Below are 26,360 nucleotides of genomic sequence, written 5' to 3' on the forward strand. Positions count from 1 at the left end.
ATTTTATTATTTAAAACCAAGTCGTCGTTCGCGCGGTCTATTCGCGCTATTCCTCACGGCTATTAGTAGCCGTGCGCTACGACCTACCTTTTCGCTTAAAGCGTAGCGCGAACGATATTTCCTTACTTATTGTTGTGCGAGGTTTGAGTATTTCTCTCCTCGCAAGTCCCGTCGCTACGCTCCTCTTTTATTGCTCGTAGAGAAATACATCAAACCTTCTGAATATCTAAAACTTTTGCGTATCACTTAATCACCGAGATTCTCGATTTTTCTTGCTGCTTCAGCGAATCACCATTTCATGCTGAGGTTCGCTTCATCCGCTGCGAAAAATCTCGAATCTCTACCTCACTTGCGCTGAAACATGTTAGTGTAAAGAATCTTGTTAGTGTAAAGAGTAGTGTGTAAGTGTAGCTTTAACACAATTAAACTGATTAAACGGAAGTATGTATGAAAAAGGCTCTTATTAACATTGATTATACGAATGATTTCGTGGCAAGCGACGGCTCTCTTACAGTAGGAGAGCCTGCGCAAAAGCTCGAGAAGCGAATTACGGAGATATCGCAAGAATTTCTAAACGCTGGCGAATTCGTTGTTTTTGCAATCGACACGCATCATTTGAACGATCCGTATCATCCAGAAACTAAGCTTTTCCCACCTCACAATATTGCTGGAACTCATGGCCAGAAGTTATATGGCACGCTTGGCGATTTTTATGAAGCAAATAAAGATAAGAGCAACGTTTATTACATTCATAAAACTCGCTACTCTTCGTTTAATGGCACGGATTTGCTGATTAAGCTTCGCGAACGTCATATTGAGGAGTTGCACTTGGTTGGAGTTTGCACGGATATTTGCGTGCTCCACACTGCTGTTGATGCGTATAATCTTGGATTCAAGATTGTGGTTCACAAAGATGCTGTCGCAAGCTTTGATCCTCAATGTCACGAGTGGGCTTTGCGCCACTTTAAGACTTGTCTTAATGCAGATATTGTAGAAGGCTAAGATCTTTAGCTAAAAATATAAATAATTATTAAATAATCAATTATTAAATAATCGACGCTGGTTGCTTTGAGCTGCCAGCGTTTTTGTTTATTCGGAGTGTCGACTTGACTATTAATGAGAATCATTATTATTATTGATAGACGTTGTAAAGATGTCTTCGAGTAGTTATGTGTAAAAGAAGAGTACACATTGCGAAATAGAGAAGATGAAGTGTAGAGAGCGAAATAGTAATTATGACTCAGGTCATTAAGAATATGGTAAAACGCGCGTTTGCGATGTGCGGCGTTGCGGTGCTTGCGTTTGCGGTGCTGGTATCGGGGTTCAGTGCTGCAAATCCTGCGTATGCGGATGAAGAAGATTCTCAGAATGTTTGGGTTGGCAGTGATGATGTTAGAGGAGATCAATATTCCCCTGAAGAAAAAGTCACAATTAACTCCGGGCATGTAGACGCTTTTTATTCATTCCAAACTAGAGAAAATAGTGATTTGCTAATGGGTCTTAGCTATGGGAATGTAATTTATTCTCCTAAAAATGTGACGATGACTATTTCTGATTCGTCATTTTATACTTCAAATCTTCCTTACAAAAATGCTGGAGATATACCTTTTAATACGTCAGATGGCTATTGGCGTTTGAACGGTTCAGGAAATAAGCAGAGTAGCGAAGTATTTCCTGGCTGGGATTCGTCTAATTCTCGTTTTTCTGTAGGAGCTAAAGATACTAGCGACGCTTGCGCAGATATAGTAATTGATAAAGTTATTGCCCCTGAAGGCGGACGCGTTCTTGCTTGGACTCAAAAAACAAATGATAATAATGAAACTTTTGTGTCATCTTTAGAAGCGCATGATAAAGATGATGAAAGTGTAGCTGGAAGTCGATTCGTAATGCCTGGCATTATACATCAGTCAATGGTTGGTCATGAACATGCTGATTGGGTTTTTACAAAGCCTGGAACTTACAAAATTAGCGCTTACACAATAGTAAAAAATAAGAAAACTGGCACAACTGTTACTTCAAAGCATGCTACGTATACTTTCGAAGTAAAACATAATAAAACACATGCAGTTTCAAGCAAAACAGAAACTTTGCAGATGGATCCTAATCGCGTGCCGCCAACAAGAGATCCTAAATTTGTTGAAGAATCATTGTCGGGCAGTACACATTGCAGAGAAGACGATAGTAATATTTGCATTGTTGGCGTAAGAAATACTGGTTCACATCCGCATTATCACTCGTATGAGCCGGGTGGTGAAGTTAGCCTTTCAGTGTATTTGCCAAAATCAATACGCGGTAAAAAAGATACCAAGCCATCTTGGACGTATATTCGAGAAGACGAAAAAGGTCCTGATTTTTCATACGATTTTAATAGCAATATTCCAGTAGGGGATAGAGATCCAGATCTTAAAGAAACATTTAATATTCCAGCAGAGCCTGCATTAAATGGAATGCTTGTTAATGCAACGATAAGCGGTGGGATTGAGTTGGGATTAGGTTTTGGAGATGATAGAGATACTGTAAAAATTGTGGTAGATGATCATGGTGCTGATGGAAGGCCTGTGGTTGCTGCGGTTGGTAGGATGAAACCTCTTGGAGTTGGAGATACACTAAATCTTCGTTCTGTGCTTTATAGTCCACGAGTATCTGTTATTAAAGGTCAAAAGCAAGATCCAGACGTTCAAGTTACTTCCATAGTAAAAAGGCATGTTTGGCTTATTAAAAAAGCTGGCGAAACAAAATTTAAGTACATACCTAAAGAAGAAGGTAAGAACTTAAATTTGAAGATTGACGAAAGTATGGATGGAGCTATTGTTCGCTCGTCGCTTGTGCTTGAGAACGGCGAATTGTACAGAAATGAAGAATTTAACGATTTTACCGATTATCAAATATGGTTGAAAAATTCAGAGAAAGAACATTCTGGTAATAAGGACAATAATAAGAAGTCCAATAAGAAAAAATCTACGAACAATAAAACAAAAAACAAGAAGAATAAGAAAAATAAGAAGAATCGTAAAAAGAATAAGAACCATAAGTCTAATGGAAACGATGAATCTGATAGCCAGAATGAGATAGAAGACGGCAATCAGGACGAAGAATCCAATAACACAGGTGAATCAAAAGAAAAGAATAACAATAAGGAATCAGAGTCAGATAATAAAGATTCTAAAAAGAACAAAAAGAAAAACGATAAGGATAAAGATAAAAAGAAGAATAAGAATAAGTCAGATGAAAACGAAGATTCTTCCAATTCGTCTGATTCTTCCAATTCGCATAACTCTTCCGAATCGTCAGACTCTGACAATAACAGTTTTAAGCAATCCGCAACCACTCCGTTAGTTGCAAGAGCTAATACTAATAATGTATTTACAAATGCTAGTGGAAGCTTCACAAAATCTTCTTCTAAAGGATTAGGCGGATTGTCAAATGGTATTTCTTCTTCAAAACATTCTAAGAAGATGAAAAAAGTGAAATTGCTTAGTAAAAAAGGCAAAAAGTCAAATAAGACTAAAGCTGCTTCATACAATTCTGATGATGAAAACATTGAGGATTCAGAAGTACTAGAAGAGTCAGAAGAAGAACAAGAAGAGAAAAGTCACAAAACAAAGTGGGTAGCTGCTGCTGTAGGAACTGCAAGCGTGAGCTTGTGTGCTGTAACAGGCGCTGGGGCTTTCTTGATGAGACCACGTATGAAGTTGTTGTAGAAGGAGAAGAAAAATGACTAAAAACAAGCACTATATAGCAACGGCAATAATAGCATCAATATGCACAGCAATTATGCTACTAGCTACGGCTCTACTCCCATCTCCATTTATGGGGTCCGCCAAAGCTGCAACAAGCAACCAGCCAGTTATGATTCAGGCAGGTCACGCAGATTTTGGACCAACACTTTCTGGCGGAAATTGGAAAATACAAATTCGCGATGATACTGGCGACGAACCAGTATGGAGAGACCCAGAAAACGTAGTGTTCAAACTTGGCAACAGTTCAATAGTTCCTATGCCAAACGATGCAACGTACAACTTTATCGGCGAAAAACCAGGAACAAAGCTTTATGTGATTCCACAAACACAAAACTCTAATGTGGTATGGCTAGGATGGAACACGCAGGAAGGCGGAGTGCTTAACGAGCTAGATCGCGGAGCAAACCTTTCTTTAAACGGCGTTAGCGGACCTGGAAAACTGCACGTCTACCTTGAAAATGGCAATAATGCTCCACAGCAATTATGGGATAGCACTAAAGGGTATCCACAAAACAGTTGGATTGAAGCGAACGCGCACACTCACGTAAATTGGGTATTCTCGAAGCCTGGAATCTACCATGTAAAGCTCACTTTTTCTGGAAAACTAAAGAACGGACGCGCTGTAAGCGATACTCGTGTGCTTAATTTTGCAGTGGGAGAAAAAACAGATCCACAAGCTGCGTTATCTGGCGCAGCAGGAGCAGCATCTTCAGGCGCGCACTCTCAGTCTGACTCATCGAATGCAAACGAAGGAAACGACGGAGAAAATAACGAAGAGTCTGACGCAGACAACAATGATGAGAATGTGGAAGGAAGCGAATCGAGCAATGCTTCCGTCAGAAAGCATAAGAAAGATAGTAGCGCTGACGATACAGTAGCGATAGCACAGATTGTGATGATTGTGTTTGTAATTTTAACAATCGTAATTATTGCGTTTATTGTATTCGCTGTAATTAAAAGCAAGAAGGCAAAGCAGCAGGCGATTAGTCAGCATGGTGTGAATCAGCAAGTTCCGCCGATGGCTCCTATGCAGCAGCCAGCACAACCGCAAATGGTAGATACAGTGCAGCAAATGCAACCGCAGTACGTACAACAGCCTGTACAACAACAGCAGTATGGCGTTCCGCAGCAGCAAATGTATACTCAGTCTAATATGCCAGTGCAGCCAGTTGCACCAGCACAGACTTATGCTCAGCCATATTCGCAGCAGTATGTTCAGCCTCAAGTGAATCAGACTTATGCGAATCCAAATCCTCAGTATGTTGAAAATCAAAGTTCACTCAGTGACTTAGTGAATCCTACAGAGGAAACAACGATTTTACCGAACACAGATTTTAATAATTTAGGACAAAACAATGCGTAATAAATCAACCTTAATCTGCTTTAGACTGCTAAGCGCGATTTTAAGCGCAATAATATCTTTTGGATTCTTGGCATCGATGTGCTGCTGCAATTGCGGTAGTGCGTATGCCGACGATGCTGTTGCAGACTCTGAACTTGCTAATGCTCAAGCTTGCGTGGCAGCTCAACTTGAAGAAAATGCTGCTCAACCAAGCAGTAATGCAACTTCCGCCGCAAACTTATGCAGAGTAAAAAAAGGTCATACCGACGTTTTTGCAACTTATAAAGATGCCGGCGGAAATCTTGTGCTTGGAACAAGAGGAGACGCTTTTCCTGGAACCACGAAAAATGGTGTCCGATATGACCCTTCGTTGGTTCGGTTTATTGTCGGTAATAAAAGTCGCGTAAGAAAAGGTAAAACATTTTCTTTCGTGAAACAAAATGTGAAATATGTGTATCATCTTTCTTCTCAAATGGAAGAAGGTAAATTATATGCAGGTGTTTCTACTGAACCTTTGAGTGAAGATCATAAAATCAAAAAAGTAACTTTCAGCTTTGAAAATGCTAAGATGCCAGAAAATGGCGCAGTTTATATGGCTGGAAAAGATGATGGCGCAATATTAAAATATCTTGGAACAAGTGGCACGGATTTTCCAAGTGAGTACACTGTGGACAATAACGCTCATGTGCATATGGATTGGGTTTTTACTGTACCAGGTATGTATATTTTGACAGTAAAGGCTGTTGCTGAAACTAGTGATGGTAATAAACTTACTGCTACACAAGATTACACATTTGAAGTTGACCTTAAGCGTGCTAAAGAATCTTCTGAATATGACACAAACGATCAATCAGGTGAGTCTACTAATAATAATGCCACTTCGCAAAATAATCAGAAAAATAAACAGTCTGAGGGTAAGGACTTAGACGATGAAGACGGTAACGATAGTGATAATGAAGATGAAGAATCTGAAGACAACGAAGATGAAGATGATGAAGATTCTTCCACTTCGATTGTTATAAACGGAAACAATAACAGAGTTTACGTAACACCATGGCCTGGTGTCAAGCCAAATGGCGGACTAGCTAACCAAAGTTCTGACGAAGAAGATGGCAATGGGAAAAGTGAAGGCGGTAACGGATCTGAAACCGAATCTAAAGGCAAAGACAAAAAGCAAAAAACCGTCAAAAAATGCTCAAAATTTAAGGATTTACAAGGCGATAAGCTAGTAATAAAGCATGGTCACGTTGATTTAGCAACCTATTCAACTGGCAACGGAATAGGATTTGCAGTGCAAGAAGACGTGACTGGAAGCCACGTGAAACGCGACCCGAGCAAAGTTGTGTTTTATGCTGGAAAATCAGCTAAAGATAAAGGTGTGTGGCGACTTCCACAAACGCAAAAAAATAGCGTACCGTGGGTTGGCTGGAGTAACCAGAATTTAAGCCCACACAAGCCAAGCAAGATCAGCCTTAAATCTGTAAAAGGGCCAGGTAGCGTGCGAATTTGGTTGCAAGGCGGACTTGGTGTAAAAGCTAAAACACTCATGTCTAGTAGTGGAAACAGTACGTATACAATCCCAGCAAACACGCATATGCATTTAAACTGGGACTTCTCAAAGTCTGGATATTATACGATTACTTTTGCTGTAAGTGCAAACGGAAAAACAGTTACAAAAGACTTCCACTTTGCAATTGGTGTAGACCCAATGGAAAAGCCAATGAGCTGCTCTATGACAAAAGTCGATGGCGAAGACGTAGATTCAGATGATAAGTCAAATGAAACTGATGAAACTGATGATGACTCTGAGAATAACTCCGACGACAAAGTCAACAATAACGACAATTCTGGAAATAATGGAAATTCTGGCAATAATAGTGGCACGACGCCATTAGCAGCTGCAGCTAGAGGAAACTCCGGTTCGGGATCATCATTCTTTGGTGGCGGATTTGGAGCATCGAAAAGCGCTAATCGAGGCAAAACTGGAAGATCTGTAAGCATATCTGGCGGAATTGGAAATCATGCAAACAAAGGCATCCAATCAAAATACAATTCCAAACGAGTTAAAGGTCTAAGAAAAAGTTTGCAAAGCGGCGTTAAAAGCGAAGAGCCTAGAGGAATAGTAGGATTGTTCAAACGCAAGCCAGTAGTTGCATACACGGCTTTAAGTCTTGGTATTACAGCAATTTCTGGAACTTGCGCAGCTGGATTGTTCGTCCTACGCAAACGCGGATTAATACCTGCAGGAGGCTTATTTAGAGCACTTATGAATTTGAAATAAAGCGTAGAAAACGTTGGTAAAATTAATGAAATTCGTTGATTTACTAGGTAAAAAAAGTGTGAAGCGCGCGGTTTCTGCTGCTCTAGCAGTTTTAACCGCGCTGCCGCTGTCTGCTTGTGGTAGTGCTAATGGGAATCGTACAGTACATCGCGATGGTCGCATTAACGTTGTAACAACAACGGGCGTTTTGCGAGATATGGTTGCGAATGTTGCAGGAGACGCAGCAAATGTGAGTGCGATTGTGCCAGACAACGCGGATCCGCACTCTTACGAGCCGCGATTGCGCTCAATTAGAGATGTTGTGTACGCGGATGTAGCTTTTAGCAACTACATGATGCTGGAAGAACACGGCGTTATTACCGCGCTCGACGCGAATTTGCGAAAAGGTGTGCCAAATGTGCAACTTGCGGAAGAAAGCGTGAAGCATGCGGCAGATATTATTCCGATGATAGAAGACGTGTCTTTAGACACGATTTGGCTAGGTCTTGCTACAGAACGCATGGCTGCACAACCGAGCGAGGAAGCGCATAGCGCGCAAGGCGCTACAAGTGCAAATACGCAAAAGCGTGCGGAAGAATCGCCCTCGGCGGCGGCTAGTGAGTTAGCTTCGCTAAACAATCTCAATAAAGCAAAAACAAATTCACAGCAAGTTAGCCAACTAGAAAAGTCAGGTCAATCTTTGCAATCGAATGCGCCTTCTACCGCAACAAAAGAAGGTCGCGCAACTGTAATAAAGCCAAACGCATACAACATGAAAAGGTCCGACAGAATACGCTTAACAGCTACAAAAGTAAGCGGACCAGGTGCGCTATTTGCATACTTGACTGGCACTTTTGGAAGCGTAGAAACATACTTTAACAGCGCAAACGGAATAAGCGCAAACGACCACGTAGACTTGCCAGCAGACGCACACACGCATTTAAGCTGGGCATTTAGCAAGCCAGGCGAATACACACTTGACTTGCACGCCGACATGCTAAACGCACAAAACGAGGTAGTGTCTAGCCTTGGAAACACCAAAATGCGATTTGCTGTAGGCGTAAATGCGCAAAAAATAGCCAAAAAGCGTGGAGCTAGCGTAGTGCTGAACAAAGGTCATGCAGATTTAGCTTACGACTTAGCAAAACGTGGATTTGTGTACCGCGTAGATACTTTGCAAGAAAAGCGCTCCACTACACCAAAACGCGTGTATTACAAGCCTTGCGATGTGGTTGTAGAAGTTCCAACTAACGCTTTGAAAGAGATTCCGGCAGAACAAGGATACAGGTTTTTGGGAGCTGCAAGGCAGAAAATTTATCAGCTGCCACAAGCAGTTTTAGGAAAGCATGTTCACGGAGATATTGACCCGCATTTGTGGCAATCCGTAAAAAATGGCATAGCATACGTGCGCACAATCGCAGATCGCCTTTGCGAAGTGGACCCTAAAAATGCTCGTAAATATCGCGAAAATGCGGATCGATACATTAATAAGTTGTTAGATGTAGATGCGTATATGCGCAAAAAAGTGGCGTCAATACCAAAAGAGAAGCGCAATTTGGTTACAACGCACGACGCTTTTGCATACTTGGGTAAGACTTACGGCGTGAATATTGCAGGATTTGTAACGATTAATCCTTCGAGCGAGCCGAGCGTACAAGATAGGCGTAGATTGCAGCAGATTTTGCGCGATTTAGAGATTCCAGCTGTGTTTTTGGAGCCAAATTTGATCTCGCGTTCGTCTGTACTTAAAGAGCTTGCGGCACAAGCGCACGTAAAAGTGTGCCCGATTTATGGAGATGCTTTCGATTCTAAAGTGCGAACTTATGCGGATATGATGCGAGCGAATGCGGATTCTTTGGCAAAGTGCTTGAAGTGAGATTGAAGTTGGATTTATGAAGATTGATGAGGGAAATATGTACACAATTATGGACGCGAATACTGTTATAAGCGCGCAAAACTTAAGAGTAAGTTACGGCAGTCGCACTGTTGTAAAAGACGTTTCGTTTACGATTAAAAGTGGCGAATTTGTTGGACTTCTTGGTGCAAATGGAGCTGGAAAAACAACGCTTTTCCGCGCGATTATGGGTTTGATTCCGCATACTGGAAAACTCGAAGTGCACGCTAATAAAAGCGGTGAATCTTTGATTAATTCGCGAGTAAACAACGTTGGATACGTGCCACAACGTCACGATATTGCGTGGGATTTTCCACTTTCCGTATTAGACGTGGTAATGATGGGCCGCATTCGTCACATTGGCTACGTTCGTCGCGCAAAAAAAGAGGACTACGAGATAGCGCTCGCTTCTCTTGAGCGCACAGGAATGGCGGATTTTAGGGATCGCACAATCGGCGAGCTTTCGGGCGGGCAAAGGCAGCGCGTACTCGTTGCACGTGCTCTTGCAGGACAGCCGCGATTGTTGCTTTTAGATGAGCCATTTACAGGCTTAGACATGCCTACTCAAGAGCTGCTCACGAGTCTTTTTTTGGATTTAGCAAATTCGGGAGAAGCGATTTTGATGAGCTCGCACGACATAATCGGATCTATAAACTCGTGTTCTAGAATCATGCTTTTCGACGGAAGCATAGTGGGCGACGGCGCTCCAGAATCGTTAAACGCAAATCAATGGGTGCAAACATTCCATGTGGATGCGCAAAACCCACTAATCAAAGCTGTAGAGCGCGTTATGGCGCATGAAAGTGTGGTAGAAAAATAATGCTATCTCCAATCGACTTTATACAAGACCTTACAAACCCAGACCTTTGGTTCTTACTCAAAGCGCTTATAGTAGCGTGCCTTTCTAGCGTAATATGCGGAGTTGTAGGATGCTACGTAGTGCTACGCGGAATGGCGTTTATTGGAGACGCAGTAGCGCACTCCGTTTTTCCAGGACTCGCAATCGCATTTGTGTTGCAAGGAAACTTGCTATTTGGTGGCGCGCTCGCAGGAGTTGCAACCGCGCTAATCGTATCAATCTTTAGCCAAAATCGTAGACTTCGCGAAGACTCGTTTATCGGCGTATTTTTTGTGTCTGCATTTGCGCTGGGAATCGTAGTAATCTCAAAGGCTTCGGGCTATGCAGGATCCTTGGAATCGTTCCTATTTGGCTCCATTACAGGAATACCAGACTCCGACATTGCTGTAGTGGCAATAACAGGGCTAATAATCATAACGCTTTTAATGATGTTCCACAAAGAGCTAGTATGCGTTTCGATGGATAGAGAAACAAGCCGCGCAATGGGGTTGCCAGTAGCGTGGTTGGATGGAATGCTATACGTTTTAGTTGCGATTGCTGTAGTAGTATCTGTGCAAATAATTGGAAACGTGCTTGTTTTAGCGCTTTTGATTACGCCTGCGGCGACTGCGCGATTGCTTACCGACAGACTTGGGAAAATGATGATTTTGGCGCCTGCTATTGGGTGCGCTTCTTCGATTCTTGGAATGTACTTGTCTTGGAGTTTAGACACTGCTACTGGCGGCACAATCGTTTTGGTTGCGACTTTTATGTTTGTTCTAGCGTGGGTGTGCTCGCCTAAACATGGGTTGGTGGCGAGGATTGTGCCGAAACTGCGATCAGTCGTTTCGTAAAATTGCGGTTTATAGTTTGCGGCACAATAGACGTATGGTATCTAAAGGAAAGCCTTCGCCTAGAAGCGCAGTTAAGCCGCTCAGTGATGAGCAAGTAGAACGCTTAGCGCGAGCACACAAGTTAGTTGATCCTACTTATTACTACCCAACTGGCGCGCGGACGCCAAATACGGCAGAAATCAACGCGCAAAATCCAAAGGCAACTGAGCGTCTCCTTGAAGGAACGTCTCGCGTGCTTAGATCTCGTTGCAAAGTGCGCGCATGGGGATTAGAGAATGTGCCAGAAGAAGACGTGTTTATAACCGCTTGCACGCACGTTACAATGTTCGACGTTTTCGTGCCAATGACGTCTCTATTCCACCAAGGCCGACGTCCGCGATACATGGCAAAAGCAGAGCTTGCGCATTGGCCAATCTTAGGAAAATGGTTCCAGCTTGTTGGCATGCAACCAGTTCCACGCAGAAGCGGAAAAGCACGTGAAATCGAAGAAGAATCGATTAAAATCCTAACAAACGGTAGGCCGCTTAGCGTATGGCCAGAAGGAACAGTTACGCGCGACCCTCAAAAATGGCCTATGAGCATGAAGCCAGGAATCGGAGTTATTGCGCTCGAAGCATCGCGTAGGCTGGGGCATCAAATTCCGCTATTTTGCGCTGTTACATGGGGTGCTGCAAGCATCAATCATTGGTGGCCGTGGCCAAAGAAGAACGTTGTAATGTGCTACGATGCGCGTCTTGATTATTCGGATCTTCTAAAAGATATGGAAAATTGGGGTGATTTGCCGCCTATGGAGTCTGCTGCCGAATTGGCTCGTCGCGTACGCGTACGCATGACGGAAATTATGGAAGAGATCCGCGGAGAAAAAGCACCAGAAGGATACTTTGACTATAGACTTATGAAGAGAGTCAAAGAATAGTGACTGTAAATTTGCGGTTCACTAAGCCGTAAAACTTTTGTGAATCATCCGTAAAGCGGGCTGTGTAGAATTATGCAATAGTTTGATTAAAAGTATGCAAACATAAAATCGTAAATACTTAAATCACAAAAGTATATAGATTAAAACCGAAAGGCTAGGCGTAAACATGAACGTTACGGTGTTGGGTGCTGGAGCTTGGGGTACGGCGTTTGGGCAAGTGCTTGCAGACGCGGGAAATCAAGTGACAATGTGGGCAATAGAGCCGCAAATTGTGGAAGGCATTCGAGATAATCACCGCAACGAAGTGAGGCTGCCAAGCGTAGAGCGTTTGCCAGAAAACATGACTGCTACTGGGGATCGCGAAGAAGCTGTAGCAAACGCAGACATTGTAGTAGTTGCGATTGCAGCACAATTTGCGCGCGTTGCACTCGAAGAATTTGCTGGCAAAATTCCGCAACATGCGATTGTTGTTTCGCTTATGAAGGGCATTGAGCGCACAACAGGCAAGCGTATGGACGAAGTTGTGTGCGAAGCTTTAAGCTTGCCTCGAAGCCGCTTCGCAGCACTATCGGGTCCAAACTTAAGCAAAGAAGTGGCATTAAGGCAGCACGCAGCGGCTGTTGTTGCGTGTGAAAATCGCGCAAATGCCGAAGTCGTTGCAAAAGCATGCTCAAATAGTTACTTTAAAGCATTCGTATCAACCGACGTAATCGGCGTAGAAATGTGTGGATCGCTTAAAAACGTGGTTGCGCTCGCAGTTGGCATGGCTCGAGGCGCAGGATACGGCGAAAACACGGCTGCTATGATTGAAACGCGCGGTCTTGCAGAGTTGACGGCATTGGGCGTTGCGGAAGGCGCAGATTCTCGCACTTTTGCAGGTCTTGCAGGCTTTGGCGATCTAGTGGCAACTTGCGGGTCTCCTCTAAGCCGCAATTACACTTTTGGATCAAATCTTGGAAAAGGCATGAGCGTTGAGGAAGCAACTGCCGTAAGCAATGGTGTGGCTGAAGGTGTGCCAACAACTGGCGCGGTTGTAGCGATGGGCAAGCGTTTAGGCGTTGAAACTCCGCTTGCAAGCGCAATGGCTCGAGTGCTTGAAGAAGGAATCTCTTGCCAAGAAATGCTTGCAATGCTTTTCGATAACGATGTTTGTGAAGAGTAGTGAAGCGCCTGATAAGCAGTGCGCGTAGATAATTAAGATAATTAAAATAATTTTCAAAGGAAAAAAATGACTAAAAAGCGTGTAGTGTTCTTGTATGGCGGTAAAGCAGACGAACATTCGATTTCTTGCATATCTGCTGCTGGAGTGCTCAGTGCTGTAGACGAAAGTCGATTTGAAATCGTGCGCATTGCAATCACAAAGCAAGGCGAGTGGATTGTTGGTGGCGAAGATCCGCGAAACTTCCGCATGGAAGAAGGAGAGCTTCCGGTAATAACAAAAACCGCGGAAACGCGCGATGTTGTGCTAGATCCTGCAAAGGGAGCAGATGGATTTTTGGTGCGAGAGGCGGATGGCACGCTTACAAGCTTAGGTCATATTGACGCAGTTTTCCCAGTTCTTCACGGTCCAAACGGCGAAGATGGCACTTTGCAAGGCTTGCTAGAAATGATGCAAGTTCCATACGTTGGTTGCGGAGTTTTGGCATCCGCCGCGTGCATGGATAAGTATTACGCTAAGCAACTTTTTAAGGCAGCAGGAATTGATGTTGCTCCAGGAATCGCGCTGGATGTGCGAAAGTTCGCTAGCGACGCGGCAAATCACTTCGACTCATATGCAAATGAAATTCTTGAGCAAGTTGAAGCTGAAAAACTAGAGTATCCACTTTTTGTAAAACCAAGCCGAGCAGGATCTAGTTTTGGAGTTACAAAAGTTGAATCGCGCGATGCTAAAGCTTTAGCAGATGCCGTTTATGAGGCTTCAAAGCACGATTGGCGAGTATTGGTAGAGCAGGGAATTGATGCGCGAGAAATCGAGTGCGCTGTTCTTGCGGCGCGCGACGGCGACGAGCCTCAGGCAAGCTGGCCTGGAGAAGTTGTGCTTGACAAGCGCGAGGCTGGAGAAGACCAGTTCTACGATTTTGACAGCAAATACATGGATTCCGCAGCTTCACACGTGGAAGTTCCAGCAAATCTTCCGGAAGAAACTTTGCAGCGCGTTCGCAAAACAGCGCTTGCAGCGTTCAAAGCGGCAGATGGCAGAGGACTTAGTCGCGTGGATTCCTTCGTTACTCCAGAAGGACATGTAATGATTAACGAAATCAACACAATGCCTGGATTTACGCCAATCTCCATGTATCCAAAAGCTTGGGAAGCAACCGGAATAAGCTACAGTGATTTAATCACAAAGCTTATTGAAGGCGTGATTTTAGACTGAAACAATCTTAAAAATCATAGTTTTTGAGGATTAGTCGCCAGCAACCGAAGAATTTGTGCAAATTCGCGCAAATATCAAATCTTAAAGTCTGTATAAAATCAGATTTAAAAGAAAAATTAAAACACAAACGAAGAGGTAAAAATGCGGAAAACTCAGCATAACGACATGTACCATCTAGCGCGAAAACGTCAAGGAGATGTTGGTATATCGCTATGCTTATTCCTATTTGTTTGGATTCTTGCAACTATTTTAATAGGTGAACTTATAGGCTTGTTCGTTCCAAAAGGTGTTCTAAGTCCTTCGCTAAGCTCCTTCGTTTCGTCAGACATTGCGCAATACTTAATAGCGTTGCCGATAGCGATGCTTGTTTTAAGACGAGTGCCAGCGGTAGAAACACGCAAATTCACAATGACGTTCAGACAGTTTGCTGGATTTTTCGCAGTGAGTGTACCGATAATGTATGCAGGAAACTACCTAGGTTTGGCGATTTCTGCGCTTATATCTGGCGGAAAAGCTGAAAACAGGATTGCAGATATAGTGGCAGGCGGAAACGTATGGGAAACCATGATTTTTGTTGTTTTCCTTGCTCCAGTTGTGGAGGAATGGCTGTTTAGAAAGCAGATTATAGACAGGCTGCGAGTGTATGGCGAAAAGCGCGCGATTGTGTTCTCGGCTCTGGCGTTTGCGTTGTTCCATATGAACATGTTCCAGTTCTTCTATGCTTTTGGGCTGGGACTTGTGTTCGGCTACATGTATGCGCGTACATCACAGCTTAGATACAGCGTATTTTTGCACATGATTGTAAACTTCCAAGGAAGCGTTATAGCGATGTGGATTTCCGACAATATGATGGATTCAAACGGGAACTTAATTAAAGTTGAGAATCTTACAACGCAAGAAATCGCGGATTTGGCTCCTGGATTCATGTTTATAGGTCTTTACGCGATGTTCATGATTGTTATGTTTGTGTTTGGAATTGTGCTGTTAGCAAGGAGTAAAAAATATCTCGAATTCTACGATTCGCCGCTTGAAATTCGCGGAAGTGCTGGAATAAAGGCGCTTTACGGAACAGTCGGCATTATGGGTTTCCTTGTGGTTTCAGTGCTTATGAATATGATAATGCTTTTTGTGTGAGCGAGAACGCGTTTAGTGTGATTTCGGATTACGGGATTATTTGTGATTGATTAGTGTATTGGAGGCGATTTTATGGTTACGGTAAATGCAGAAAATGCAGAAAATAGTGATGGATCGGTTGCTGGCGACTTTTCTGCTGAGCCAATCCGCGTGGGTCTTTTAGGCGCCGGAACAGTAGGATCGCAAACAGCGCGTCTAATAGTGGAAGAAAACTCTGACTTATCGGCGAGAATCGGCTCCCCGCTAGAACTTGCAGGAGTAGCATGCTTGCATCCAGAAGATGTGGATGCTCCATGGATTGCCAAAAATCTTCTAAGCGCAGACGCTCTAGCATTATGTGAACGCGAAGATATAGACATAATCGTTGAGCTAATTGGCGGTTTGGAACCAGCGCACACATTTGTAAAAACCGCTCTAGAATGCGGAAAGTCGGTTGTGACAGCAAACAAGGCGTTACTTGCAAAGTTTGGTCCAGAACTTTACGAGTGCGCGCAAAAAAACGGAGTGGATTTAAGTTTCGAGGCGTCTGTTGCAGGCGCAATCCCAATTTTGCGTCCGCTTAGAGAGTCGCTTGTAGGTGACAAAATCACGCAAATTTTTGGAATCGTAAACGGAACTACAAACTACATTCTTGACGAGATGACGGTTCGCGGGCTTGATTTTGACTCGGCTTTGCGCGCAGCTCAAGAAAAGGGGTACGCGGAGGCGGATCCTACAGGAGACGTTGAAGGATTTGATGCAGCAAACAAGGCTGCTATTCTTGCGACGCTTGCATTCCAAATGCCAATAAGCATTGATGACGTTAGTGTTGAAGGAATTAGCGCGATTACGGCTGAAGACATTGCTGCGGCAAGTGCAGAAAATCGCGTGATTAAGCTGCTTGCAGCGGTTGCTTGCAATTCGAGTGGCTGTGTGAGCGCAAGCGTTTACCCAGCGTTGGTAAGCAAAGAGCATCCGCTGGCTTCCGTTCATGGCAGCTTTAACGCCGTTTTTGTTAAAGCGCAAGCGGCGGATGATCTTATGTTTTACGGCCGCGGCGCGGGCGGTGCGCCAACAGCCAGCGCGGTTGTTGGAGATATTGTTGGAGCTGCTAGAAACATAGCGCGCGGTTGCAGCGATGCCAGCGTGCCAATGTATAACGCAAAATCTTTGGCTTCCACGCGCTCGATTCGTGCGGATTTTGTTGTGCGATGCAGCATGGAGGATACTTCACTTGCGCTTTGCAGCGAAGTGATGGATGTGTTTGATGCGCATGGAGTTAACGCGGAACGATTGCCTATGCTTTGCCAAACTCAATATGAGGGCGAGGGCGATTGCCCAGCTTGCGGAATCGGCGGTCCTGGCGATTTGCGTGTGCTTGTAAAAGATTGTACAGAGGCGGATTTGAGCGCAATTCTTGCGGATTTGCAAAAAGTGGATGTTGTGTGTGCAAAACCGCTTGCTTTGCGAATTATTAAGTAATTGAGTAATTAAGTAATCGCGTAATTGAGTAATTATTGAGTAATTAAGTAATTAAGTAATTAAGTAGGCTGCTCGAACGGAAAAGGTGCGAAATGAAACCAGTATGCAACAGTGTGTCAGTTTGCGTGCCAGCAACCAGCGCAAATCTTGGGTCGGGATTTGACGTTGCAGGAATTGCGCTTGATTATGCGGATTCGCTAGTTTTTACGCTTGATGATACGCTTGACGATTCGCAAGATGTTCGCGTGATTATTCACGGCGAAGGCGAAGATACGTTGCCAAAAGACGAGACGCATCTTGTTGTTCGCGCATTTCGCAAAGCGTGCGAAGCGTTTGGCTTGCCGCATTTGCGCTTTACTCTAGAAGCGCATAATCGCATTCCGCAAGCGCGAGGAATGGGATCTTCCGCCAGTGCGATTGTTTCGGGCGTGGCTGCAGCTTGGGCTTTTGCGCATAATGGAAATCTTAATAAGCAGGCGATTTTTGAGCTTGCAGCTGCGATTGAAGGACACCCAGATAATGTTGCTCCAGCGGTTTTTGGCGGATTGACAACCAGTTGGAAGAATGGCGATGAGTTCCACACTGTTCGATACGGCGTTTCTAAGCAAATTCGTGCAACGATTTTTGTGCCAAACTTTACTCTTTCAACGCAAATGGCTCGCCAAGCGCTTCCAGAAACAGTGCCATATGTAGATGCCGTATTTAACGTTTCGCGCGCTTGCTTATTGCCGATTGCGTTTGGTGATTTTGGTGATTTTAGCGCGTTTGCTGATTCTTGCGATTCTTGCGTAAAATCCACTCTTTCTAGAAACGATTTGCTTTTTACAGCTACTCAAGACGCTATTCACCAGCCATACCGAGCAAGTCTTATGCAACCAACTTGGGATTTAGTAAAAGCTTTGCGAGATAAGGGGTTTGCAGCTGCTATTTCTGGAGCTGGATCTTGCGCGGCGGTGTTCTATGAGGAAAAGTCGCCAGCAACCGTAGATGAAAATAACGCTACTAATATAAGAGAAAAAATAGAAAAAATTGCAGAACCGCTTTTAAGCGGCTGCGATTGGAAAGTTTTGCACGTGCATGTTGATTCTATTGGCGTTGCAATAACTCGCGAATAATTTGTGTGAAGTTGTAAAAAGGAAGAGTAAGGTATGACAGTTTCGTTGATTTTAGCTTCTCAATCGCCAGCGCGTAGATCTGTGTTGACTGCTGCAGGCGTGATTCCTGTGATTCACGTGAGCGAGGTAGATGAGCCAGCGGCGTTGCGTAATGCTGCAAATGCGCAAGGTGTTAGCGTGGAGCAGATGAGCGCCGAGGAGCGCGTTTCGATTTTGGCGCAAGCAAAGGCTTTTGCGGTGTATGAGTCGTGGAAGCTTGTTGCAAATGCGGCGGCTTCGGCTAGTGGCGATTTGGTTGTGGGGTATCCTCTGGAGGCTGAGGTGGATGCAGCTGAGGCTGAATCTTCTGAATCTGAGTCTTTTGAAACTGCTAGTAGCGCTTTGGCAAACGATTCGCAATCGCATATAACGCATAACGTAGATACTGCACAGACTCGCGATTTTTCTGGCGTAAAAGTACCTACCAAGACTTTTGATATTCACGATTTTGCGCACGTGAATAAGTCTTCCGCTGATTCCAATAGTGTGCTTATTGTTGGCTGCGACTCCATGTTTTTGCTAGACGGCGAATGCTACGGCAAGCCGCATACTCCTGAAGTGGCATTTGAGCGGATTAAGCGAATGAGCGGAAAAACTGGAGAATTGTTTACTGGCCATTGCTTAATCGACACGAAAAGTGGCAAAACAGTGTGCAAAGTGAGCCGCGCAAGCGTGACTTTTGCGCATATGAGCGATGAGGAGATCCGCGCATACGTAGAAACTGGCGAGCCATTGGAAGTTGCAGGATCCTTTACGCTAGAAGGCTTTGGTGGGGTATTTATTGAGGGAATTCAGGGTGATCCGCATGGAGTTCTTGGGATTAGCTTGCCGCTACTAAGGCAGATGGTTTGCGATTTTGGGTACGCTTGGCAAGATTTGTGGAATAGTCGCAAGTTAGAGGGAGAGGCGATTAAGGACGATCCTGCTTCCGCGCAAGTGCCTAAAGAAAACGTGCACCAGCCTGGAGACGGATGGGTTATGTGCGATTGCGGGCGCAAGCATTGGGGCCATAATGGCGCGGCTGGCGTGTTGCTCGCTAGGCGAGACGATGCCACTGGGCGCGTGACTCACGTTGTTATGCAACATCGCGCGCTTTGGAGCGCGGAAGGTGGCACTTGGGGCATCCCTGGCGGCGCAATATCTGATGGCGAAACTGCGATTGAGGGCGCGTTGCGCGAGTCGTTTGAAGAAGCTAACATAACGTCTCAAGACATTGATGTTGTTGGAGCGTATTGCGAAAATCACGGTAATTGGCGTTATACAACGGTTTTTGCGTTTGAAAAGCCTGGGCATTGTGTGAATCCGTGCGCGCACGACGACGAGAGTATGGAAATTAAGTGGGTGCCGATTGACGATGTGCCGAAGCTAAAGCTGCTTACGGCGATGCGCACGGATTGGCCGTCTTTCCGCGCTCGCCTTGATTCGCTAGCAGCGCAAAGGTAGCTGTGCAAAGAGATCTGCAGTTTGGAAGTAGACTTCCAAACGTTAGCTAGTTTTTGGGATTTATTAAACGCTACACTTCTATAGTTATTAATGGCGATAGAATTAGAGTAATTTGTTTTGCAGGTTTTGAGCAAATAGGGCTACGATTATGGAAGTTGGAAAATTTGACCAGTGGGCAAAGCAGCTGTTGGATACTGGTAAGAATCGCAATAATTTAGTTAATTTTAAGGATACTAAAACTTCAACATTAGATGTTTTGCTTCCAAGCTGTGAAGATATTTTTCAAAAGTTTTCATCAGAAAATTCTGGTTCCTTTAAAATATTTGACCCAGAAGAAGAATTTAATAAAAAGCATAACGACAAGTATTATGTAGATAATTTAGATACGGATGATTTTCATGAGATAGAATATGCAGATGGTAACCCAAGAAAAAAATATGAATCAAAAACTGATTTTAAGAATAATTATTCCAACAAAATAAAAGCTAATCAAATTCTTGCATATAGTTCATCTGGAAAGCCATTAGAAGCAGCAAGAAATATTATGAGAAAATCCAGGGAGATTATTGAAGAGACTGGAGTAAATGTTGCGTTCATTACATTTGGGCTAATTCATTGGAAAGAAGCTAATTATGCTGATACTATTTACAATGCACCAATACTTTTAATACCTGTTCAATTAAGTAGTGAGTCGATTGGACGGTCATATAAAATATCTGTTTTAGATAATGATGTTATTGTAAATAGAGCGTTTTCTTACAAACTTGATAACGAGTATGGCATAACTCTTCCGAATTATGATAGTGAAACCACGTTAGGAGAATATTTTGAAAATGTACAAAACATGGTTTCTAAACTCGGATGGGTAATAAGTAAAGAGTGCAAAATTGGGCTATTTTCATTTGCAAAGATTAATATGTATGTGGATCTTAAGGAAAATAAAAATGATATTTTAAATAGCCCTACTGTTCGTCAACTTTTTGGCGAAGTAGTTGATTCTGGTAATTCATACTTAGATAGCGAAGATATTGATAAATCTGATTACGATTCAATAATTGATTTATGTAACGTTGTAGATGCTGATTCTAGCCAAATAGAGGCTATAGAAATGGCTAAATCTGGTAAAAGCTTTGTTTTGCAGGGGCCTCCAGGAACTGGTAAGAGTCAGACAATTACGAATATTATTGCTGAATGTCTTAATGATGGTAAGAAAGTATTGTTTGTTTCAGAAAAACTTGCTGCTTTAAACGTCGTTTATAACAAAATGAAGCAGGTTGGTCTTGCGGATTTTTGTCTTCAACTTCATTCAAATAAAGCTAACAAAAAGAGTGTTATTGAAGATATATGCAGAAATCTCAATATTAAGAAGGATGTTGTAAGTAATATTAAATTTGATGAAGAAATAAAAGCTAAGAAGAATGTTAAAGAAAAATTAGATTCTTATGAACGTACTCTTCATGAGGTGCAACCCGTAATAAATAAAAGTTTATATGATTTATACGAGTCACTTGCGAAATGGGATTATGCGCCAGAATTTATATGCCCCACTGAAGATATATCAAAATTAGGTTCTGAATACTTGGATAGGTCTACTGATCTTTTAAGAAGCTATGTTGATTATTCATATTATATCGGTTATGACTATCGCAAGAATCCTTGGTATGGGTATATAAATCAAGATAATTCAATTGCCGAAGAAGTGCGATTAAAGGGCAGTATTTCTTCTGCTGTAGATACTTTGAACGACCTAATTCCATTGTTGGACAGGATTTCTGAACAGTATGGTGTTCGTTGTGAAAGTTTAAAAGATGCTCTATTCTGGGGGAAATTCTTTGACTTTGTTGCTAATTCAGCATTAGTTACGCCATCTATATTAAAGAGACAGAATTTTGATATTGCTTACAATGCGCTAGAAAATCTAGAATCAATGAGCAATAAAATACATGCTTTAATGCAGAAATTATCTGATTGTAATGAGGATATTTATTATCTGGATGGTTTAGATAACTACAATAATTTAAGACAATTTAGAAGCGTATTATCTAGAATTTTTAATTCTGAATATAAAAAAATTGTTTACGATATACGTTCATGCAAGAAAGTAAATAAAAAACCTAATTATAAAGAATCAATTCTTTTAATGGAGCTTTTGGCGAAATATCAGAAATCTATTAGTGAATATTCTGACGCTGAAGCTTCTATAAAATCATTGCTTGGTTCGGCTTATAAAGGTATTGATACTGATTGGAATTATGTTAGCAGTCAAATGAGAATTCTTAAAAATATGCTTGATAGTGGATACTCATTTGAATCCTTGGAAAGATATTCAAGCTTTGCGTCTGAAAGCAAAATTTTTGTGGAATATTCTCATCAAATTAACAATATTTTGAATGAAAATAGCGTCAAAAATATAGATTACGTTTCTGGATGTTTTGATAAAAATATTGTTGATTTTAATGCAATTGATGCTGTTAAAGTTCAATCTAGATTGCATAAGTGCATTGAGTCTTCTGATATATTGCAAAAATGGTGTACTTTTAGAGACATTCTTGCTCGTTTAGAGAAGAATGGGCTTATTCCTTTTATTCATGAACTTATAAAGAATAATGTTAGTAAAGATAATATTGTTCCTACATTTAATAAGCAATTTTATTTACAGTGGATTGATTTTGTAATTTTAAAAAGTCCGATTCTTTCTCAATTTAATAGAGCAACTCAGGATAGATTTATAAAAGATTTTATAGAGAAAGATTTAGAAGAATTTGATATTAATAGAAAAAGGTTGCGTGCAAAGTTAGCAAATGCATGTCCTGTAAGGGAATGTGCTGTTGCTGGGAGTCAATTAAGTGAGCTTTTGTATGAGAATCAAAAATCAAGGAATAAAAAGAATATACGTTTACTTCTTTCAGAAACCAAAGATGCTGTACAAATAGTTAAACCTTGCTTTATGATGTCTCCTTTAAGTGTGAGCACATTTCTTAATTATAAAGATTTAAAGTTTGATGTTGTAATATTCGATGAGGCTTCTCAGGTCTTTCCATGGGATGCGGTTGGTGCAATTAGCCGTGCTAAACAAGCTATCATAGTTGGTGATTCAAAGCAGATGCCACCTAGTAACTTTTTCGCAACATCTGTTAATAATGATGATGACATAGATGACTATGACGATATTAGGAGCTTCGATTCCATACTAGATTTTGCTTCTAGCACTATGCCTCAGCTTAGACTAAATTGGCATTATCGCAGTCGCAGCGAGCAACTTATTGCATTTTCAAACAAGAATTTTTACAACGGTAGCCTTATAAGTTTTCCCGCTGCTAAAGATAATTCAGAAGGTATGGGTGTGGATTATTACTACGTAAATGGAGTATTTAATCGTTCATATCATAATAATCGAAAAGAAGCTGAATATGTTGTCGATTTAATTTATAAAAACGTTGAGAAATATCCTAATAGGAGTTTAGGCGTTGTTGCTTTTAGTCAGTCTCAACAAAATCTCATAGATAATTTGCTTTTTAAGCGCCGTCAAATTACTCCTGAAAAAGAGTTTTTCTTTGATTCTGGTAAGGAAGAGCCTTTCTTTATAAAGAATCTTGAAACAGTTCAGGGAGATGAACGTGACGCAATCATTTTTAGTATTGGTTACGGTCCTGATAGTAATGGAATGTTCTCAACTAATTTTGGTCCTTTAAATCGCGATGGAGGGCAAAAGAGGCTGAATGTTGCCGTTACAAGGGCAAAATATAATATTCAAGTTGTTTCTTCCATGCATGCAACTGATATAGATTTAAGTCATAGTGAGTCAGATGGCGCTCGTCTTCTTCGAGAATATATTGATTTTGCTGAGAATGGTGAGATTGCCTTGCAGCGCAGTGAAAGCGTGGCGAGTTATGATCAGTTTGATTCCGATTTTGAGGTTGAAGTATGTGAGTTTTTGCGAAATCATGGTTATTCGGTTGATACGCAAGTGGGATGCTCTGGATTTAGAATAGATCTCGGTGTTAAAGTTCCTAATAGTTCAGATTATCTACTTGCTGTCGAATGTGATGGCGCCACTTACCATTCGTCAAAGAATGCGCGAGATCGTGATAGATTGCGACAAACAATTCTAGAAAATATGGGTTGGAAGTTCTATCGCATTTGGTCTACCGAATGGTTCAGGAATAAGATTTCTGAACAAGATAAGCTTTTAGGATTTGTTCGTAAGGCAGTGGACAACTATAAAAATCATAAAGATGATTATGCAGAGAATCTTGAAGACAGACTGCCTGTAAGTTCCTCATTTTTATCTGAGACTGAGGCTGATTTATGCGGAAAATCTTTATACAATGCTGAGTTCTCTGAAGAATCAACTAATAGTATTCTTAATGATATTCCTTTTAGTTTTGTTAAGTATAAGATGGCGGATACTAATAAGGATTGCAAGAATATTTTTAGTAAATATAATAACGCTGATTTCAAAAGTAGTGTGAAAGATATTTTGGAAGTTGAGTCGCCTCTATCAGAAAATCTTCTTTTACAAAGAATACTTTGGTATTTCGAGCGCGAAAAGGTTACTTCATCAGTGCAAAAAAGGTTTGACATCAAAATGCGTGGATGCGAATATTTTGGTATTGTCAGGGAAAATGGATTTATGTATTTGAAGGATAAACCGATTATTTTCCGGCTCCCAGGAGATATTGTTCGTGATTTTAAACAAATTGCTCCAGAAGAGCTAGGTGTTGGCATGATGGAAATTATTAGTAAAAATGTTGTTTTGGCGAAAGAAGGATTATATCGCTTTATGCTTGGCTTGTATGGTAAAAAGAGAATTGGTAAATTAGATGGCGAGGCTTTAGATAATGCTTTATCTATGCTGCTTCAATCCGAGAAAATAGTTGAGACTGATGGACAGATTTCACTCAAATAGTTGTTTTTTATAGTTTTACTGGTGTAAAAGTGCAATCAAATGGCTGATTGAGCGATATCAAGTAGTTGTAGATAAGAAGACTGGTATTGTACGAAATCCAAACGGAGCTTGCGATAATCCGCGTTACATTGTTGATTTGGTTAAGAAGGTAGTTCGCGTTAGCGTAGAAACAATAAACATTATTGACGGTTTGCCAAAACTTAATGAAATCACTAATAAGCCAGATTGTTGGCCAGATGCGTGGAATTAGAAAGTGTGGAGTGACTGGAAGTAGTCTTACAGCTTGCATAGTTTTAGTTAGAGCATTGTTTTGAGGATTAGCTCTTTTTGCTTTTCGCTTTTTGTTGTTCAACACGCCGTTTTGAGCGACATTCTCGGGAAATCCTCTTGCTTTGTAGAATTATATTTATGCGCTGATGCATGCTAGTTTTCTACTAGTTTAGATGTTATATGGCTTGTGCTTGATTTTGTAATTTTGCTTGTGATTCATGGGTTTTGTGTTAAGCGCATAGAAATAAAGTAAACAAATCAAATAAAGCAACTATTTGCGTAGATTTGTGTAGATTTGCGTAAAAATTAGGGGGAAATTATGTCTAATGCGTCAAATATTAAAAAAGATATTATTAAGGCAAAAGGCTTTACAATTCAGGTTTATACGGAAGATTTTATGAATGATTACGTTAGTTTAACCGATATTGCGAGATATAAAAACAAAGAAGAGCCTAAAGATGTTGTTAAAAACTGGCTGAGAGTGAAGAATACTATTGAATTCTTGGGATTGTGGGAGAGTATTAACAACCCGAATTTTAAAGGGGTCGAATTCGACTCCTTTAAGAATGAGGCTGGTTCTAATGCTTTTACTTTATCTCCTAAAAGATGGGTAGAATCAACAAATGCTATTGGTATAGTTTCCAAATCTGGTAAGTATGGTGGAACTTACGCTCATAAAGATATAGCATTTAAGTTTGCGGCTTGGATTTCAGCAGAATTTGAACTATATATTATCAAAGATTATCAAAGACTTAAATCTGATGAGAACTCAAGGCTTTCGCTGAATTGGAATTTGAATCGTGAGATTTCGAAGATTAATTACAAGATTCATACGGATGCTATTAAAGAATATTTGTTGAAGGACTTGACTCCTGAGCAGTTGATGTACAAGTATGCAAATGAAGCAGATTTGTTAAATGTTGCACTGTTTAATAAGACTGCTAAACAATGGAGAGATGCAAATCCTAAGTCAAAGGGCAACATTCGAGACGAGGCGAGTATTAATGAACTTCTGGTATTGGCGAATATGGAAAGTTATAACGCTGTTTTGATTTCTAAGGGTTTGCCACAGGCTGATCGAATGGTGGAACTTAGAAATTTGGCTCGAACGCAGATTTTATCTCTTGAGAATTTGAATAATTCTGGAATAAAGAGTTTGGATTCCGTGCTAAAAAATTGAGTTTAATCACTTTTTAATTCTGCGCTTAGTGCTGATATTTACATCGTTTTCGGGCGCGACGACCTGACTGAGCGCTTAAAGCGTAGCGTGCAAAGGCAATTCGGAGCGCTGAGCCGCTCAAGGCAGAAGCACTGCTTCTGTGCGGCGAAGACGTTCGCGCGCTTAGACTGCGCGAACAACATTTGCGCTTTTTGTAGTTTGACACGCCGTGAATCAGCTACAAACTCGGGAAAACTTTCCGCATTTTGTTGTTGATTTTGTGGTTTTAAGCAACATTCTCGGGAAAATGATTTTGCGTTTGTTCCCAAAATCACCAAATACGTAAACAATCTCGGGAAAGTGTTCTTGCTTTCGTTTCTTTTTGCCCGTGTTTGTTTCTATATTTGCTAAAAAGGGAACAAACTCGGGAATTTAATTGGGTGCGATTGTCTTGTAGTGTGGTGTTGGTTTGACGTTGATGTTGTGTTGGTGGGGTGTCGGCGTGTTGCGTGTGTGATGTGTGTGGAATGTTGATTTTTCAATGGTTTTATAGTGTTAGTGTTCTTGCTTGAGTAGTTTCCTGAGAAAAGTCTGGGAAAATTCTTTAAAAAC

The 26,360-nt window shown here is 41.7% G+C and carries 16 protein-coding genes; all 16 read left to right on the forward strand.

Features of this window, described 5'->3' with window-relative positions; all coding sequences use genetic code 11:
- The first annotated feature begins 447 nt into the window (after positions 1–447).
- Complete coding sequence (locus tag P0106_RS07000; RefSeq protein WP_473730634.1) at positions 448–1,002, forward strand: cysteine hydrolase family protein; 555 nt, start codon at positions 448–450, stop codon at positions 1,000–1,002.
- Between the two features lie 233 nt (positions 1,003–1,235).
- Positions 1,236–3,701, forward strand: a complete 2,466-nt coding sequence (locus tag P0106_RS07005) for a choice-of-anchor M domain-containing protein (RefSeq protein WP_473730635.1) — start codon at positions 1,236–1,238, stop codon at positions 3,699–3,701.
- A gap of 13 nt (positions 3,702–3,714) precedes the next feature.
- Entirely contained in the window at positions 3,715–5,103 is a 1,389-nt protein-coding gene (locus P0106_RS07010; protein ID WP_473730636.1) for a choice-of-anchor M domain-containing protein, read from the forward strand.
- A complete protein-coding gene (locus tag P0106_RS07015; protein ID WP_473730637.1) occupies positions 5,096–7,363 on the forward strand; it encodes a choice-of-anchor M domain-containing protein in 2,268 nt (755 codons plus the stop codon). The genes P0106_RS07010 and P0106_RS07015 overlap by 8 nt, the downstream gene beginning before the upstream one ends.
- A 25-nt stretch (positions 7,364–7,388) precedes the next feature.
- On the forward strand, positions 7,389–9,218 hold the full coding sequence (locus tag P0106_RS07020) for an anchored repeat ABC transporter, substrate-binding protein (protein WP_473730638.1): 1,830 nt from the start codon (positions 7,389–7,391) through the stop codon (positions 9,216–9,218).
- A gap of 16 nt (positions 9,219–9,234) precedes the next feature.
- Positions 9,235–10,056 (forward strand): anchored repeat-type ABC transporter ATP-binding subunit, encoded by an 822-nt coding sequence (locus tag P0106_RS07025; RefSeq protein ID WP_410310154.1) that lies wholly within the window; start codon positions 9,235–9,237, stop codon positions 10,054–10,056.
- Complete coding sequence (locus P0106_RS07030) at positions 10,056–10,928, forward strand: anchored repeat-type ABC transporter permease subunit (protein ID WP_410310155.1); 873 nt, start codon at positions 10,056–10,058, stop codon at positions 10,926–10,928. The genes P0106_RS07025 and P0106_RS07030 overlap by 1 nt, the downstream gene beginning before the upstream one ends.
- Before the next feature lie 34 nt (positions 10,929–10,962).
- Positions 10,963–11,844, forward strand: coding sequence for a lysophospholipid acyltransferase family protein (locus tag P0106_RS07035; protein ID WP_004113711.1), 882 nt, complete (start codon positions 10,963–10,965; stop codon positions 11,842–11,844).
- Between the two features lie 166 nt (positions 11,845–12,010).
- The gene (locus P0106_RS07040) at positions 12,011–13,006 is read left to right on the forward strand and encodes an NAD(P)H-dependent glycerol-3-phosphate dehydrogenase (RefSeq protein WP_473730639.1); all 996 of its coding nucleotides are present in this window, start codon (positions 12,011–12,013) and stop codon (positions 13,004–13,006) included.
- Between the two features lie 66 nt (positions 13,007–13,072).
- The gene (locus P0106_RS07045; RefSeq protein ID WP_415706736.1) at positions 13,073–14,218 is read left to right on the forward strand and encodes a D-alanine--D-alanine ligase family protein; all 1,146 of its coding nucleotides are present in this window, start codon (positions 13,073–13,075) and stop codon (positions 14,216–14,218) included.
- A gap of 141 nt (positions 14,219–14,359) precedes the next feature.
- On the forward strand, positions 14,360–15,352 hold the full coding sequence (locus tag P0106_RS07050) for a lysostaphin resistance A-like protein (protein ID WP_473730640.1): 993 nt from the start codon (positions 14,360–14,362) through the stop codon (positions 15,350–15,352).
- 72 nt (positions 15,353–15,424) lie between these two features.
- Complete coding sequence (locus P0106_RS07055) at positions 15,425–16,813, forward strand: homoserine dehydrogenase (RefSeq protein WP_473730641.1); 1,389 nt, start codon at positions 15,425–15,427, stop codon at positions 16,811–16,813.
- A 92-nt stretch (positions 16,814–16,905) separates the two neighbouring features.
- Positions 16,906–17,928, forward strand: coding sequence for a homoserine kinase (gene thrB / locus P0106_RS07060; protein ID WP_174142712.1), 1,023 nt, complete (start codon positions 16,906–16,908; stop codon positions 17,926–17,928).
- A 33-nt stretch (positions 17,929–17,961) separates the two neighbouring features.
- Positions 17,962–19,410: a Maf family nucleotide pyrophosphatase gene (locus P0106_RS07065; RefSeq protein WP_473730642.1), complete on the forward strand. Its 1,449-nt coding sequence runs from the start codon at positions 17,962–17,964 to the stop codon at positions 19,408–19,410.
- A gap of 148 nt (positions 19,411–19,558) precedes the next feature.
- Entirely contained in the window at positions 19,559–24,319 is a 4,761-nt protein-coding gene (locus tag P0106_RS07070; protein WP_473730643.1) for a DUF4011 domain-containing protein, read from the forward strand.
- 589 nt (positions 24,320–24,908) lie between these two features.
- Entirely contained in the window at positions 24,909–25,769 is an 861-nt protein-coding gene (locus P0106_RS07075) for a KilA-N domain-containing protein (RefSeq protein WP_101890064.1), read from the forward strand.
- The last annotated feature ends 591 nt before the right edge of the window (positions 25,770–26,360 follow it).

This window comes from Gardnerella sp. c11Ua_71, from assembly GCF_055818025.1.

Bases quoted from the DNA above. Each gene is read 5' to 3' on its own strand.
- P0106_RS07015 (WP_473730637.1), top strand. From the start codon at position 5,096: ATGCGTAATAAATCAACCTTAATCTGCTTTAGACTGCTAAGCGCGATT.
- P0106_RS07070 (WP_473730643.1), top strand. From the start codon at position 19,559: ATGGAAGTTGGAAAATTTGACCAGTGGGCAAAGCAGCTGTTGGATACT.
- P0106_RS07040 (WP_473730639.1), top strand. From the start codon at position 12,011: ATGAACGTTACGGTGTTGGGTGCTGGAGCTTGGGGTACGGCGTTTGGG.
- P0106_RS07010 (WP_473730636.1), top strand. From the start codon at position 3,715: ATGACTAAAAACAAGCACTATATAGCAACGGCAATAATAGCATCAATA.
- P0106_RS07050 (WP_473730640.1), top strand. From the start codon at position 14,360: ATGCGGAAAACTCAGCATAACGACATGTACCATCTAGCGCGAAAACGT.
- P0106_RS07020 (WP_473730638.1), top strand. From the start codon at position 7,389: ATGAAATTCGTTGATTTACTAGGTAAAAAAAGTGTGAAGCGCGCGGTT.
- P0106_RS07045 (WP_415706736.1), top strand. From the start codon at position 13,073: ATGACTAAAAAGCGTGTAGTGTTCTTGTATGGCGGTAAAGCAGACGAA.
- P0106_RS07030 (WP_410310155.1), top strand. From the start codon at position 10,056: ATGCTATCTCCAATCGACTTTATACAAGACCTTACAAACCCAGACCTT.
- P0106_RS07065 (WP_473730642.1), top strand. From the start codon at position 17,962: ATGACAGTTTCGTTGATTTTAGCTTCTCAATCGCCAGCGCGTAGATCT.
- thrB (WP_174142712.1), top strand. From the start codon at position 16,906: ATGAAACCAGTATGCAACAGTGTGTCAGTTTGCGTGCCAGCAACCAGC.
- P0106_RS07005 (WP_473730635.1), top strand. From the start codon at position 1,236: ATGACTCAGGTCATTAAGAATATGGTAAAACGCGCGTTTGCGATGTGC.
- P0106_RS07000 (WP_473730634.1), top strand. From the start codon at position 448: ATGAAAAAGGCTCTTATTAACATTGATTATACGAATGATTTCGTGGCA.
- P0106_RS07075 (WP_101890064.1), top strand. From the start codon at position 24,909: ATGTCTAATGCGTCAAATATTAAAAAAGATATTATTAAGGCAAAAGGC.
- P0106_RS07025 (WP_410310154.1), top strand. From the start codon at position 9,235: ATGAAGATTGATGAGGGAAATATGTACACAATTATGGACGCGAATACT.
- P0106_RS07055 (WP_473730641.1), top strand. From the start codon at position 15,425: ATGGTTACGGTAAATGCAGAAAATGCAGAAAATAGTGATGGATCGGTT.
- P0106_RS07035 (WP_004113711.1), top strand. From the start codon at position 10,963: ATGGTATCTAAAGGAAAGCCTTCGCCTAGAAGCGCAGTTAAGCCGCTC.